Origin of the sequence: Aquisalinus luteolus (assembly GCF_009712425.2) — a bacterium.
Classification (GTDB): domain Bacteria; phylum Pseudomonadota; class Alphaproteobacteria; order Caulobacterales; family Parvularculaceae; genus Aquisalinus; species Aquisalinus luteolus.
On sequence record NZ_VCJR02000002.1, the window covers coordinates 1,000,496 to 1,016,267 of the forward strand.

Annotated in this window: 9 protein-coding genes; 7 read left to right on the top strand and 2 right to left on the bottom strand. The window is 58.3% G+C overall.

Going from position 1 to position 15,772, the window contains the following annotated elements; genetic code table 11:
* Positions 1–220: 220 nt before the first annotated feature.
* From cysD to FF098_RS13345, 3 genes are all read left to right on the top strand, one after another.
* On the top strand, positions 221–1,120 hold the full coding sequence (gene cysD, locus FF098_RS13335; RefSeq protein WP_155141262.1) for a sulfate adenylyltransferase subunit CysD: 900 nt from the start codon (positions 221–223) through the stop codon (positions 1,118–1,120).
* A complete protein-coding gene (cysN, locus tag FF098_RS13340; RefSeq protein ID WP_155141264.1) occupies positions 1,120–3,027 on the top strand; it encodes a sulfate adenylyltransferase subunit CysN in 1,908 nt (635 codons plus the stop codon). Before cysD ends, cysN begins: the two co-directional genes overlap by 1 nt.
* A gap of 121 nt (positions 3,028–3,148) precedes the next feature.
* A complete protein-coding gene (locus FF098_RS13345; RefSeq protein WP_166426524.1) occupies positions 3,149–3,670 on the top strand; it encodes a TerB family tellurite resistance protein in 522 nt (173 codons plus the stop codon).
* A gap of 18 nt (positions 3,671–3,688) precedes the next feature.
* Here FF098_RS13345 and FF098_RS13350 read toward each other — a convergent pair whose 3' ends face one another.
* Together FF098_RS13350 and FF098_RS13355 are read right to left on the bottom strand one after the other, a co-directional pair.
* Positions 3,689–4,585 carry an MBL fold metallo-hydrolase gene (locus FF098_RS13350; protein ID WP_166426525.1) on the bottom strand — a complete coding sequence of 299 codons (897 nt, stop codon included), beginning with the start codon at positions 4,583–4,585 and terminating at the stop codon, positions 3,689–3,691.
* A complete protein-coding gene (locus FF098_RS13355) occupies positions 4,582–5,544 on the bottom strand; it encodes an ATP-grasp domain-containing protein (protein WP_155141267.1) in 963 nt (320 codons plus the stop codon). The genes FF098_RS13350 and FF098_RS13355 overlap by 4 nt, the downstream gene beginning before the upstream one ends.
* Before the next feature lie 274 nt (positions 5,545–5,818).
* Here FF098_RS13355 and FF098_RS13360 point away from each other — a divergent pair, with 274 nt between their 5' ends.
* The 4 genes from FF098_RS13360 to FF098_RS13375 form a co-directional block, all read left to right on the top strand.
* On the top strand, positions 5,819–7,483 hold the full coding sequence (locus FF098_RS13360; protein WP_155141269.1) for a type I secretion system permease/ATPase: 1,665 nt from the start codon (positions 5,819–5,821) through the stop codon (positions 7,481–7,483).
* Positions 7,480–8,790, top strand: a complete 1,311-nt coding sequence (locus tag FF098_RS13365; protein ID WP_155141271.1) for an HlyD family type I secretion periplasmic adaptor subunit — start codon at positions 7,480–7,482, stop codon at positions 8,788–8,790. Before FF098_RS13360 ends, FF098_RS13365 begins: the two co-directional genes overlap by 4 nt.
* Before the next feature lie 85 nt (positions 8,791–8,875).
* Complete coding sequence (locus FF098_RS13370) at positions 8,876–10,231, top strand: TolC family protein (protein ID WP_155141273.1); 1,356 nt, start codon at positions 8,876–8,878, stop codon at positions 10,229–10,231.
* 226 nt (positions 10,232–10,457) lie between these two features.
* A partial coding sequence (locus FF098_RS13375) for a hypothetical protein (RefSeq protein ID WP_155141275.1) occupies positions 10,458–15,772 on the top strand: 5,315 nt, incomplete at its 3' end.

Sequence of the window (15,772 nt, forward strand, 5' to 3'; positions counted from 1 at the left end):
ATGCATTGACACCCGTCAGGGGCCATGCCAATTCATAAGCCCACATGCCAGCTGGCAGGGAAGACAACAGGCTGATTTCGGGGGAACTCACATGACATTTGCTATACTGCGGCGAGAGTTGCAGCCCATGGATGCTGCGTACCTCAAGGGTCGCTGTGCCTGACCTATTGAATATACCGATCGAAGCCCGAGACGACGTGAACCGGAGTACAAAAATATCATGAGCCTTACCCATCTGGAACTGCTGGAAGCGGAAAGCATCCACATCATGCGCGAGGTGGCCGCCGAGTGCGAAAACCCCGTGATGCTCTATTCGATCGGCAAGGACTCGTCCGTCATGCTGCATCTGGCGCTGAAGGCATTCTATCCTTCCAAGCCGCCATTCCCGCTGCTCCACGTCGACACGACCTGGAAGTTCCGTGAAATGATCGAGTTCCGGGACAATCTCGCCAAGACGCTGGGTCTTGAACTGCTGGTTCACATCAATGAAGACGGCGTCAAGGAAGGCGTTGGTCCGTTCACGCATGGATCGGCCTATCATACCGACGTCATGAAGACACAGGCGCTGAAACAGGCCCTGAGCAAGTACAAGTTCGATGCTGCCTTCGGTGGCGCGCGTCGTGACGAGGAGAAGTCCCGCGCCAAGGAGCGGATTTTCTCGTTCCGCTCTGCACAGCACCGCTGGGACCCGAAAAACCAGCGTCCTGAGCTGTGGAATATCTACAATACCCGGATCAGCAAGGGCGAGAGCATGCGCGTCTTCCCGATGTCGAACTGGACCGAGCTGGACATCTGGCAGTACATCCACCTGGAGAATATTCAGATCCCGTCGCTTTATTACGCCGCCAAACGGCCGGTCGTGGAGCGCGATGGCATGATCATCATGGTCGACGATGACCGTGTGCCGCTGGAGCCGGGTGAAGAGCCGGTCGAGAAGATGGTGCGCTTCCGCACGCTTGGCTGCTATCCGCTGACCGGTGCCGTCGAGTCCGAGGCGACGACCCTGCCTGACATCATCCAGGAAACGCTGCTGACCACATCATCCGAACGGCAAGGGCGGGCGATCGACAAGGATTCCGCCGCATCCATGGAGAAGAAAAAACAAGAGGGCTATTTCTAATGTCGCATCAAGATAATCTGATTGCCGAGGATATCCTCGCCTATCTCGAGGCGCAGCGGAACAAGTCCTATCTGCGTTGCCTGACCTGCGGCAGCGTCGATGACGGCAAGTCGACCCTGATCGGGCGCCTGCTTTTCGATTCCAAGATGATCTATGAAGATCAGCTGTCGGCCCTCGAAAACGACTCCAAGAAATCCGGTACGCAGGGCGAGAAGATCGACCTGGCGCTGCTGGTCGATGGTCTTGCCGCAGAACGCGAGCAGGGGATCACCATCGACGTTGCCTACCGTTTCTTTTCGACCGACAAGCGCAAGTTCATCATCGCCGACACGCCGGGCCATATTCAGTACACGCGCAACATGGCAACCGGCGCATCGACAGCCGACCTTGCCATCATCCTGATCGATGCGCGCAGGGGCGTTCTCGACCAGACACGCCGGCACAGCTATATCGCGTCGCTACTCGGCATCCGCAACATTGTCGTAGCCGTCAACAAGATGGACCTCGTCGAGTTCTCGCAGCACAAGTTCAACGAGATCGAGGAAGAGTATCGCGGGTTCGCCGAGAAGCTCGATTTCAAGGAAATCGTCTGTATCCCGATGTCGGCGCTGGACGGCGACAACGTCATGAACCGCTCCGAGCGCTGCAAATGGTACAAGGGCAAGTCCCTGATGGAGCATCTGGAGACGGTCGATATCTCGCAGGAAGTCACCCAGACCTCCTTCCGGATGCCGGTGCAATGGGTCAACCGCCCCAATCTCGATTTCCGCGGCTATTCCGGCACGATCGCAGCCGGCCAGGTGAAACCGGGCGACGAGATCATCGTCATTCCGTCGGGCAAGCGGTCCGTGGTCGACAAGATCGTCATTCGCGACGGTGACCTGTATCAGGCAGAGGTCAATGAATCCGTGACCATCACGCTGCGTGACGAGATCGATATCTCCCGCGGCGATATCATCTGCAGTACCGACGATCCGGCGGAACAGTCCGACCAGTTCCAGGCGAACATCATCTGGATGGATGAAGAGGCGATGTTCCCGGGCCGCCAGTACATCATGAAGATCAACAACCAGACAGTACCGGCGACCGTCACGGACCTGAAATACAAGGTCAACGTCAACAACTTCGCCCATGAGGCGGGCAAGTCGCTGGCGCTGAACGAAGTCGGTGTCTGTAACCTGTCACTCGGCAAGCCGATCCCGTTCGACAGCTACAAGAAGAACCGTCACACAGGCGCGTTCATCCTGATCGACCGTCAGACCAATGCGACGATCGGTGCCGGCATGCTGGATTATTCTCTGCGCCGTGCTGCCAACGTCGTCTGGCAGGACCTGGAAGTCGGCAAGGTGGAGCGGGCGAACCTGAAGCACCAGAAGCCGGCGGTTCTCTGGTTTACCGGCCTGTCCGGCTCGGGCAAGTCGACCATTGCCGGCCTTCTGGAGAAGAAGCTGTTCGACATTGGCCGTCACACCTATGTGCTCGACGGCGACAACGTCCGCCATGGCCTGAACAAGGACCTCGGCTTTACCGATGCAGACCGGGTAGAAAACATCCGCCGTGTCGCGGAAACGTCGCGCCTGATGGTCGAGGCCGGCCTGATGGTCATGGTTTCCTTCATCTCGCCGTTCCGGTCCGAGCGCCAGATGGCGCGCAATCTGATGGAAGATGGCGAGTTCATCGAAGTCTTCGTCAACACCCCGCTCGATGTCGCCGAGCAGCGGGATGTGAAGGGTCTCTACAAGAAGGCCCGCGAAGGCAAGATCAAGAACTTCACCGGTATCGACTCGCCTTACGAGGCACCGGAGAACCCGGATATCGTGGTCGATACGGTCGACAAGACGCCAGAAAAGGCAGTGGAGCAGATCCTCGCCTATCTGGAAGAGAACGGTTATCTCTCAGCCAGCTGATGGCACATTACTTTTGCAGGAAAGCCCGCCATGATGGCGGGCTTTTTTGTATACGTTGCATGCCTGCGAGTGCGTGACACGGGGGAGCATGCTGTTAAGATCGATCCCCGGAGGAAACGACATGCATTTCATCATCGCCATTCTGGGTGTCATTGCCGCTGCGGCTTTCTGGCTGTACCGGATCAAGCTCGGCGCCGTTGCGGGCCGGGAAGTCTATGACGAGGTAAAGGGTGCCGTGCGCAAGGGGCAATGGTCGCGAAAGGCTGATGCCCGCCTGATCGAGACGCTATCCGACCCGCGCGAGGCTGCTGCGATCCTCATGGTGCAGATTGCCAGCTATGACGGCGAGGTCACCTTCGGGCAAAAGGCGCGTATCGAAAACCTGATGCTGACCAATTTCCAGTGCGAGGCGGACGAGGCTCAGGGGCTCTATTCCTTTGGCCGCATGGCGGTGGGCCAGATCAACGATGCCGCCAATTCCCTGCGCCACATTCTAAAGCCGATCCAGGAGAAGCTGGACAGTTCCGAAAAGGCCGACCTGGTGCAGATGCTCGATACGGTCGCCGAGGTCGAGGGCGAGCCAAATGACCGCCAGCGCCATCTCATCGCCGCCGTGCGACGGGCACTGCTGTCCGTGGACTGAGTGAGTGCGCTGCGGCCCTCAGGCGGGCTGGTAGCGCAGGTCCAGCATCGCCCCGCCACGGACCTTAACGGTACCCTCGCGCACATGCCGGTCGAGATGGGCCTTCACGTTGAGGGCCGCGGCAATGTGCAGGCTTTTGTCGACCTCGGCATAGACATCGGCGACGATATCCATGAGGGCTTCGTGGCCTGACTGGACTGACGCCAGGATCTGCCGGTCACGCGCCAGGCGGTGATCCTTCACGGCACGGACGAACTGTTCAGGCTCCGTAACCGGCGCGCCGTGGGTGGGGTAATAAATCTCGTTATCTCGCGCCAGCAACAGGTCGAGCGAGGTCATGTATTCTTCCATGTTGCCGTCAGGTGGTGCCACCACGGTGGTTGCCCAGCCCATGATATGGTCGCCGGTGAACAGGGCCTTCTCCGCGGCTAGCTCGTAACACAGATGGTTCGAGATATGGCCGGGCGTATGCAATGCCTCCAGCTGCCAGCCATCGCCCATGATCTGCGCGCCATCTGTCAGATAGTCGTCGGCGGCGAAGTCGAAATCCCCGCCCTCGTCGAGTGCCGGCGGTGCGTCACCCGGTATTGACGGGTGGTCACCCCAGGCGAGGATCGGCGCATCGGTCGCGTCGCGCAGGGCTCTTGCCCCGCCGCAATGGTCCCGATGGGTGTGGGTGATCAGGATGTGGCTAACAGTGCGTTCATCTATCGCCGAAAGGAGTGCCTGAAGATGGGCCTCGTTTTCAGGACCCGGATCGATAATGGCAAGTGTGTCTGCGCCAACGAGATAGGTGCCGGAGCCAGTAAAAGTGAACGGGCCGGGGTTGTTACAGATGACGCGCGCGACCAGCGGTGAAAGCTGTTGCGCGATGCCGTATTCGAAATCGAAAGCCTTGACGAAAGGTATGCTCACGCCGCGCGGCTGTTCTCTTGCAGGAGGTTACCGAGATAGGCCCGGAACGCATCGGCGAGCTTTTGCATCGCGATAAGTTTTTCCGCGCGCGGCAGGGCCGTCGGCGGGCCCATGTCGGTCTTGTTGACATCGACGATGTAGATGCGCCCGTCGCGGCGGTCGCGCAGCACATCGAGGCCACCGAATTCCAGGCCGATCTCTCGCGCAAAAGCGAGGATCAGGGACTGTTCCTCCGCGCTGAACTGGTCGTCTGCCGTCGTCAGGCTGACCTTGATGTTCTCGTTTGAGAACCGCATGGAGGAGGTGCGCTGCTTGAGATAGATCACGGGCAGGCTGCCGCCGACGACCGGTGTGCGGATGTCGGTATAGATCCGGCCATCCGTCGTATTGTCAACGAGGCGCTGGTAGACTGCGCCCTTGCGCGGCACCACATAGGGGCAGGGCGTGATCTGCCCGTCATGGACGCCATTGCGCTCCGATTTCATCAGGGCAAGCCCGCTATGGGTGAACGGATCGATGCTGAGCGAATAGCCGAACACACTTTCGAAGACCTCAGCCACCCGGCTCTTGCGGATATCGATGCAGCGGGCGTTGATCATGTAAGTCGCTGGCAGGCCGGCAGGCATTCCCTGCGCCGTTTCGCGATCATCGAAATAAAACAGGATATCGGCCTGAGCCGGGTCGCGGACGATATCAATGCCCGCGAGGTGGCAGACCGGCCAGATGGCATACCAGACCTGCGGCATGGTCGGGGCGAAAGCGATCCGGATGCGGGGCGTGCGCTGTTCTTGCGCGGCCAGCCTTGCCCGCGCGGCCCGCGCGGCGCTGATAGCGGATATTTCCATGGTAAATCCGGCAACCCGCGCAACATCGCGAAAGAAACCGGCATCGAGTGGAATGGCAGCGCCAGTATGTTTGACGATCAGCTGGCCGTTTTTGTAGGAAAAGTCATTCAGCATCGCACCCTCCCATGACAGTTCGCTGATAGTGCCACATATTTCGCACTGCAAAAAGCGGGAAATTAGCCGTTTGACCCAGGCGTGAGCCGGTGTGAGCGAATTTTTCGCTATTAATGGAAGAGCCTTTTGACAGGCCTGATCACTCGCGATGTAAGCGAAGATTAAGGAAAATCTCGGGGAAAGCGCTTTGTTAACGTGGTTGCGGTAAGTATGATGAGGTTAACAGCCAATCGTCGGAGAGTATCAGTTGGTCAATAAGGACCTGAGCAGAGCGATGAAGCCCGGAACCGGGTTCGCGATGGCGGTTTTTTTCACCGTCATCATCAACACGCTCATGCTGGTTTCCCCGTTCTACATGCTCCAGGTCTATGACCGGATCATGACCTCCGGCTCCATCGACACGCTGCTTCTCATCTCGGCGATCGTGATCTTCCTTCTGGTTATCTATGGCCTTGCCGAAGTAGGCCGGCGCCGCGTCTTTGCGCTCTCCGGCAAGGTGCTGGGCGACCAGGTCAACAGCGCTATCTTTGCTGCCGCCATGCTGAAATCCCAGGGCGGCAAGGCCCCGGGCGGCGGCGAGCTGCAGCGCTCCACCTCGCAACTGGCGACCGTGCAGTCCTTCCTGATGAACGGTTCGATCTCCTCGCTCTACGACGTGCCATTCACTCCGGTGTTCCTGCTGATCCTGTTTCTTGTCCACCCGCTGCTCGGCATTGTCGCGACGGCGGGCGGTGCGGTGCTGGTGATGATCGCCATCGCTTCGGAACTGGCGACGAGCAAGAAGCTGGAAGAAATCCGCCAGGATGAAGCCGATGCCAACCAGCTGCTCGCCCACACAGGCCAGCAGTCGATTGCCATTCTCAGCATGGGGCTGACCCAGCAGTTGAACCGCATCTGGTCCGGCCGCCAGAGCAAGGTTACCGACAAGCATGTCGAACTGCTCGCGCGGTCCGGTGCGCTGATGGGGCTGTCGCGCAGCCTGCGGCAGATCCTGCAGGCGGCAATCCTCGGCGTCGGTGCATGGCTGGCCATCGGACAAGAGATTTCCCCCGGCGCGATCGTTGCGGGCTCAATCATCATGGGCCGGGCGCTGGCCCCGATCGACCAGTGCATCGGCCAGTGGAAGCAGCTCATCGGTGCACGCGCGGCGGCCAGGAAGCTGCGCGACATGCTGCCGGATGGCGAGCAGGCGATGGAGGTCAAGCCCAACCCGCGCCCGCAGCCGCAAATGGACCTGATCGATATCGGTATCGGCATTCCGGGAACGGACAGTCTGCTCTTTTCCAAGTTTCGCTATTCCATCGAGGCAGGCCAGCGCCTCGCGGTGATCGGCGAGAGCGGTGTCGGCAAGACGGCGCTGATCCAGACCCTGTCCGGTGTCTGGAAGCCGCAGGAAGGCACGGTCAAGCTCGGCGGGCTGAACGTCCATCAATGGCATAGCGACGATCGCGGACAATATTTTGGTTACTGCCCGCAAAACGTTCAGCTGACGGCCGGCACCGTCGCTGAGAACATCGCCCGCTATCGCGACTGCGAGCTGGAAGATGTTGTCGCCGCCGCAGAGGAAGTCGGCGCCCATGAGCGCATCATGCGCCTGCCCAACGGCTATCAGACCCTGATCGGCGCTGGCGGGTACGAACTTTCGGCGGGTCAGCAGCAGCTTGTCGGCCTTGCCCGCGCCGTCTTCGGCAATCCTGTCTGCATCATGCTGGACGAGCCGACGGCTAATCTGGACGAGCCGAGCGTTAAAGGTTTCCTCAACTGGCTGACATCGCCTGCCAACAAGGAGCGGATCGTGATCAGTGTGACCCACGATATTCGCTGCCTGTCGGGCTTTACCGATATTCTCCACATACACAAGGGCAAGCCGCACCTGTTGCCGGCGAAGGAATATTTCGCCCGGCGCAATGCCCAGCTTGCAAAGGTGGCAGGCCGATGACCGGAAACAAATTCATGCGTGACCCGATCGTGCTCGGCATGATGTCGCTGTGCCTGATCGGCTTTGGCGGGTTCTTCATGTGGGGCTTTATCGCCAAGCTGGCAGAAGGCGTTGCGGCGAGCGGCCAGATCATCGTGGAAGACAACCGCAAGGTCGTGCAGCATCTGGAAGGCGGGATCATCGAGAAGATCCATGTCGTCGAGGGAGACCTCGTCGAGCGCGGCGATGTGCTGATCGAGCTGGATGAGACGGCTGCCAGGACCCAGCGCGACGAGATCGCGCAGGAATATGCAGGGCTTCTTGCCCGTCGCATCAGGCTGGCTGCCCTGTTCGACAATTCCAACGCGGACCGAGCATCGGGTTCCCCTGATTTTACGCCGGTGCGGAAACTGGCGCTGTCTGACAACGCGGTGCGCGATATCATCGGCCGCCAGAAGGGCCTGTTCACCCAGCAGCTGGAGAACCTGAAGAGCGAGATCGAGGTACTGGAAGCGCAGAAGACAATCCAGGAATCCCGGACTGCGTCCCGTGCACGGGAAATCGATTCCGTACAGGCTTCACTTGCCTCTGCCAGTGAAGAGCTGTCGCTGAAGCGTCAACTGTTCTCTGAAAAGCTGGCGCGTGCTGACGAAGTCAGCCGTGTGGAGCGCGAGGTGTCGCGCCTCGAGACCGAGATCGTGCGCCTGCGCTCCGACATGCTGGAGTCCCGGGAGGCTGCCAGCGAGATAGAATTCCGGATTACCCAAACCCGCACTGCGCGGCGCGAGCGCTGGTCAGAGGAACTGGCGGAGACGAACCGGGAAATCCTCGCCGTCGAACAGCGTCTCGATGCTGCAGAAGACGTCTTCGACCGGCTGCTGGTCGTTGCGCCGCAGGATGGTGAGATCCTGAACCTCAAATATACCACGCTTGGCGGCGTTATCACGCCGGGCGACCCGATCCTGGAAATCGTGCCGCCATCGCGCGATTACATCGCAGAGGTACTGGTCAATCCTTCAGACCGCGATTCCATCCAGCCCGGGTTTTTCGTTCGGGCACGGTTGACCGCCTATCGCTCATGGCAGGCGCCCAAACTGGCCGGCACGGTTGAGTCGATCAGTGCCGATGCAAACCAGAATGAACAGACCGGGCAAAGCTATTATACGGCGCGGGTCAGGCTCGACGAAGAATCTTTCGACTGGCAGGAAATGCCGGCGTTACCGGGCATGCCAGTGGAAGTGTTCATCGAGTCCGGCCGTAAACGGACTTTTATGGATTACATGCTTGAACCTATCTGGGCCTCGCTGGAGCGCGGCCTGCAGATGTAAGGTTTTCGGGGGCAGGCGTTTGACCGGATTTCTCCATACCCTTTACCATGGACTTGGCTGCGTAGCATGCGCAGTATTCTCTGTAGTGTCCGTCTCTGCGCAGGAGCTGATCGAGGTCACCGCGCAGGAGGTCCAGACCGATATCATCGGCGAGGCACCGGAGATGTGTGATACGCTCGGCTCCGCGATCGCTGCCGCGCTTTCCTATGACCAGCGCCTCGACGTTGCCGAAGCGACCGCAAATATCGCAAAGACCGAGATCGAGACAGCCTATTCCAACCGTCGTCCGACAGTGACGCTGTATACGCGCGGCGGGCAGGGAACCGGTGGTTTCCTCGCCGACAACCAGATCGATAACCAGGTCGGCATCCGCATCGACCAGATGGTCTATAATTTCGGCCAGCAGGGGTTTCTCGAAGATGAGGTAACTGCCCGCTATCAGGCAGAGCGGATGACGCAATTGGCGACGCGGCGCCAGGTGATCGAGCAGGTCGGCGGGCTATATCTTGAGGCATTGCGCTCCATGATGCTGCTGGAAATCGCGCGCGAGAAGGAAATCTATTATGCAAGGCTGCGCGATACGCTGGATCGCCGGCTGGAGCTGAATGCGATCACGCTTACCGAGGCATCGAACATCCGCGCAAACTATGCGCTGGCTGCCGCCGAGAAAGAGCGCCTTGAAACCCGCATACAGGCAGTCACCGAGATTTTCGCGGAGGTGACAGGCCGCGAGACCGCCTGCTATGCAGAGCGCCTTGCCAATGTCAGCTTCCTGCCGCTTGCCATGTCGCTGGATGAGGTGAAGGCCATCGTTGTCAACCGGTCTGCGGAGCTTGACCGGCTGGGTTATCAGCGCGAGGCGGCCGAAAGTTCGCTAAAGCGCATCAGCCGTGAGCGGCTGCCCCAGATCAATCTCTCTGCCTATCGGGCAGAGCAGTACAATGACCTGACAGATGACTGGGAGCAGCGTGACCGGCTAGGCTTTTCCATCACGACAGACCTGTTCACCGGTGGGCGAAACACAGCCCAGCAGTCTCGCGCCCGGTGGGAGATGGCCCGCAGCGATGCACAGATACGCTCCCTGGAGCAGCAGATCAGACAGTCCGTATCAGAATTATGGGTCAATTATACCCATCGCCAGCCAAACATCAGGGCTCTCGAGCAGGCACAGCAAAGCCTGCGTGAACAGCTGACCTATGTCGAACGTGAATACGAGCTGGGCGCGCGCCTTCTCGATGATGCAGTAGAGGTGGCAAACCGCTATTTCTCGACCCGCACCAACCTCGCCAATACTCGGTTCTCTGCCGCCAGCGATGCGTTGTCCCTGTGTGTACAGACCGGTTGTGCCGATGGTGACAGGCCCATCGTGCTGTTCGATACGACACAGGCCGTTCCTGTTGATCAGCCCGCGGAAAAAGGCAGGCACGGGCCGCCAATGTAGGGCCCGTTCAGCGCCTGGTTCTTCACTCGCCATCCGCCAGCGGAAAATGTGGCTTTGATTAAAACTGTCGCTAATCGATCAACCAGATTTAATCATGATCAATTCTACTATTGCCAAATCAGGGTAATGACAACCTGAAAAAGTGTCATTTTGACGCAATTACGAATAGCCTTTCGCGGGAACTGCCTTTACGGTCTCCCGAGGGCACGAGCAGGGAGACAGAGCCATGTTATTCGGGGGTTTCAACTCAGAGTTTTTCGCAAATTTCAGCCTTTTTGGCTGGGGCGGCAGCAGGGTAAGTTTTCGCGAGAGCGACAATGCACTGACCGGACGCGCCGGATCCTTTGCGTTTTACGATCACTCGAATGGCTTGTGGCAGAATGCCGCCACTGTTCGCAACCTGCTGGACGCGTCGAATGATAGCGGTCTGGTGGTTGCCGGCGCTGATGTCGATCTGGTCGGCAATATCAATCTTTCGCCCTTCGATGCGCGTGCGGATGTACTGACGGCGCCCACTTTCGATGATGTCGAAATGCACTGGGGCGAGCCTGCCTATGCGGATCTTCCTGGCATTTCCGCAGGCATGGGGGAGCAGGTGAATGACGTGGTATCCGTGCCGGCACTGTTACCGCGTTCCGGCTCCCTAAATGATGCTTTCTCCGTCGATATCGGCGGGTTCGATAAGGCTGGGCTAGCTGGCGGCTTTTCCCTGCCCGGCGAGACGGCGCTGGCGTCCTCGCAAGTGCCGGTCAGCAGCGCCAAGGCAATCCCGGCCGATCATGTGCCGGAAATGGCTGCCGATGGTCCGACCGTGAGCATTTCCGCCTATGGCGTTGTCGTGAATTCGGCTGCCGACCAGACAGCCGCGATCAATGCCGCCATAGAGCAGGCGGCGCTCGATGGTGTCGATCTGCAGTTCGAAGCTGGCAGCTATCACGTCAGCGGCACGATCCTGCTTGAGGATAATGTCAACCTGTACGGTGCTGCATCTGGCGCGACGCGCCTTTATTCGGATCCGCTGGGCGCGGCCGCCGTCATGACCAATGGCGACTTCGGCGGTAACGCGATCACCAATATCGAGATCAGCGGGTTCGACTTCGACAATGTGATGATCGAGCTGAACGGGAATATCTCGGCTGCGGTTGTTGCCGACAACATCTTCTACAATACCAATGCCCAGTTCCAGCTTGATGCCCGTAACGGCACCTTCACCTTCGAAGACAACATATTTCTGCGTACGGAGGTTTATAATGACGGCTCCGGCCTGATGACGACGCGCAGTGAGTCGGTCAAGCTGTTCAATACTACAGGGACGGTTATAGAGGGCAACATTCTTGGCGGTCTGACTGAGAATGGCGAGAATACACAGCTGTACGACGCAGCCTTGGAGGCGCGCCTGGGCGCGTTTCTCGCGACCAATCCCGGGATCGATATCTACGATGCGGGCTATTATACCTCTACTATTCAGGGTACGAACATCACCGATATCGTGATGACGGCGAATATTATCGTTGGTGATGATGGCAATGATTTTTACCGCGATCACGCAATCTATTTCGGCAATTATAACGGGCTCACTTTCTCAGGCAACTACGTCGCAGGCTGGTATAATGACAGCTCTGGTGGCGTGAAGCTGCGCAATGGCGAGGATACTCGGGTTTTCAACAACCTTTTCGACGAGATCAGCCTGCTTACCTACACCTATGAGAACCTGACGCCGTATCATCTGATCGATACCTACGTCTTCAACAACACCTTCCTGGTATCCAATGACGGGTCCGAGAGCGACTTCAAGAATCCTATTTACTATCTGGAAACGAACCTTGCCGAAGAGGCTGGTGGTGGCGAGAGCTCGACTATCGTCCTGACACTCGAAGATTATTTCATCTTCAACAATGAATTCAACACGGTCGGCGACAATTACGGCCCTTTCCAGTTCAATGATATTTTCTTTGAAGTCGAAGTGCTGGACGGAGAAACTGTTGGCACTCAGGTGTTCGTGCAGGGAAACTATCATAATACTGAACGCGACATAACGATTTCGTCGAGCATTGACGAGCTGGTCCAGGCTGGAATCCCGCAAAATATTATCGACTTCATGGAGGCGCTCGCCAATGGCGGTGAGCGTGTCGTGATCTCCGGCTTCCCCGTGATTGCTAACGTTGATTCGGTATTTGACTATACCGAAGGCGATGGTGCCGTCGTTATCGATTCAGACGCGACCATTTCCGATGATGACTATGATGCCCTGAATGGCGGCAACGGCAATTACGACGGCGCCGTGCTGACGGTGCAGCGCTCCATCGGGACAAATTACCAGGATGGTGCCGGTGAAGTCGACATGATGGGCTTTGCCTCGATGACCGGCATATCCGTCGCTGGCAGCACGCTGGTGTCCGGCGGCAATGTCATCGCCACCTTTACCAATATCGATGGTGTTCTGGAGATTACCTTCGACAGCTCCAACGGTACGATCGTGACGACGGCGATGATGAACGAAATCGTTTCGTCTATCACTTATGAGAATCAGGACCAGTCAAAGCCTGTCGGTGTGATTACGGAAATCGCGATCGTCTTCGCTCTGTTTGACGGCAAGAACACCGGCTATGGTTCGTCGGTCATCGACCTGATCGCAACGGATTCCGATGATTTCTTCGCAGGCACGGATGCAGACGAGACATTCAACGCCGGTGTTGGCAATGACGAGGTCAATGCCGAAGGCGGTGCGGACCTCGTGAATGGTGAGGCTGGCGAAGACATACTTCGCGGGGCGGCTGGCGATGATATCATCAATGGTGGTGGCGATGATGACGATTTGTTCGGAGGCAGTGGTGACGACACGCTATCGGGCGGTGCCGGCGATGATTTCGCAGAGGGTGATGGCGCCAATGATGTCGCCGGAAACGACTTCTTGGAAGGCGGTGATGGCGACGATGTCCTGATCGGCCGGGGCGGTGCTGACGAGCTGAACGGCGATGATGGCGACGACCGCCTGAATGGCGGTTCCGGGAATGATATCCTGCGCGGTGGCGCTGGCTATGACCAGCTCAACGGCGAAGAGGGGGCTGACGTTCTCTATGCCGGTTCTGGCAACACGGGTACGTCCGACAGTCTGCGTGGCGGTGACGGCAACGACCAGATATTCGGTGGCATCCATGACGACGCGTTACGCGGCGATGCCGGCGATGATGTTATCCGCGGCGATGACGGTAATGACTATGCCGAAGGTGGCACCGGTGCCGACGAGATTTATGGGGATAACGGCGGCGATGTACTGAAGGGCGGCGATGACAATGACGTCATCTATGGTGGTGTCGGCAATGATGCGCTGATTGGCGATGCTGGCGATGACCAGCTGCACGGCGAGGACGGTAATGACAGCTTGGACGGTTCTGCCGGTAATGACACGCTTTACGGTCAAGCCGGGGCAGATTTCCTAAATGGCTCGGATGGCAATGACGAACTCTTCGGCAATGACGGGAATGACACCCTTTATGGCGGCGGTGGCATCGACAGGCTTTATGGTCACGCCGGGGTGGACGATCTGCGCGGTGACGGCGGCAATGACGTCCTGGTTGGCGATATCGGTAATGACGAGCTGCGCGGCGGCGATGGTGATGACCAGATAGATGGCGGCGACGGTGATGACTATGTCGAGGGCAATGCCGGTGCCGATATGATCGATGGCGGCCTCGGTATTGATAATCTTCGCGGCAGCCAGGGTAACGATACGATTTACGGTCGCGCCGGTAACGATACCCTGTCCGGCGAAGAGGATGACGATATCCTTTACGGTGACGTAGGGGAGGACCGTTTATATGGCGGTACAGGCAATGACCGCATGTATGGCGGTGATGATTTCGACCGCATGTACGGCAATGAAGGTAATGACCTCATGTTCGGTGAGGGCGGCGACGATTACATGCTCGGTGACGATGGGGACGATACCATCGATGTAGGCGGTGGTTCCAACGTCGCCGATGGCGGTGTGGGTAACGACTCACTGACCGGCGGGGGCGGTGTTGACGTGCTGCGCGGCGGTGTCGGTGACGACTATATCAGCGGCGGTGGCAGCGGCGATACACTTGAAGGCGGCAGCGGCCTTGACGAAATTTTCGGCGGCGATGGTGACGATACGATCAGTGGCAATGATGACAATGACAGACTGTTCGGTCAGGCTGGTGCTGACAAGATGAATGGCGGAAATGGCGACGACCTGCTGGATGCAGGGGGCGGTGCCAACATTGTCGACGGCGGCGCCGGTGATGACACTATTATTGCCCTCAACCAGGACGACACGCTGAACGGCGGTGACGGCAACGACACGATATCGGCAGGCGATGGCAACAATTTGCTGACCGGTGGTGCTGGCAACGACTCTATAACGGCCGGAAATGGCAACGATACGATCTATGGCCAGGAAGGCGACGATGTTCTGATTGCGGCTGCCGGTGTCGATGACCTGCGCGGCGGTGTTGGTCATGACCAGCTTTTCGCCGGCGGAGGCAATGATGCCCTGCGCGGCGAGGATGGCGACGATATTATGGATGCCGGTGATGGCGACGATTATATCAAGGGCGGCCTCGGCAACGATACGGCCTATGGCGGTGCAGGCGTCGACCTGATTTATGGTGATGAAGGTGACGACATCATAGATGCCGGTGACGATGACGACACGGTCTTCGGCTTCGCTGACAATGACCACCTGACAGGTGGAAATGGCGACGATTACCTTTATGGCGGTGATGGTAATGATACGCTGATGGGCGGTGCGGGTGTCGATAATCTGCGCGGCGATGCTGGTGATGACATTTTTGATGGCGGAGCAGGCAACGACTATATCCTGCTGGGCGTAGGCAATGACTCCGGCCGTGGTGGCGCAGGCGATGACAATATCCGTGGCGATGAAGGCGATGACACTATTTTCGGTAATGCGGGCACGGATATTTTGGTCGGTGAGAACGGCAACGATATCTTGTCCGGTGGTGCCGGAAATGACTTTATCTATGGCGACTCCGGCAGCGATACGATCAGCTTTGCCATGGATGCCGCCGAAGGCGCCACGTCTGGAGCGAATGTAGATCTGGGAGCGCAGTCCGCAACCGATGGTTTCGGAGGAACGGACTCGCTCAGTTCCATTGAACATGTGATCGGTAGCGACCTGAATGACACAATCATTGGGTCCGGGCTCGGTAATAATCTTCGAGGCGGTGCCGGGGCTGATTCTATCAGTGGTGGTGCCGGGCTTGACTACATGTATGGGGAGGCCGGTGACGATGTCTTGGCTGGCGGCGATGCAGGGGATATCCTCGACGGAGGCGACGGCAATGATCGCATTTACGGCGAGGTCGGCAACGACCAGATCCGCGGTGGGGCAGGTGCTGACTATCTTGTCGGCAACGAGGGTAATGACTTTATCGCTGGCGGCGATGATGCGGATAACATTCAGGGCCGTGATGGCGATGACCGGTTGTTCGGTGAAGGCGGTCACGACCGTATTCTCGGTGGTACGGGTAATGACTATCTCGTTGGCAATGAGGG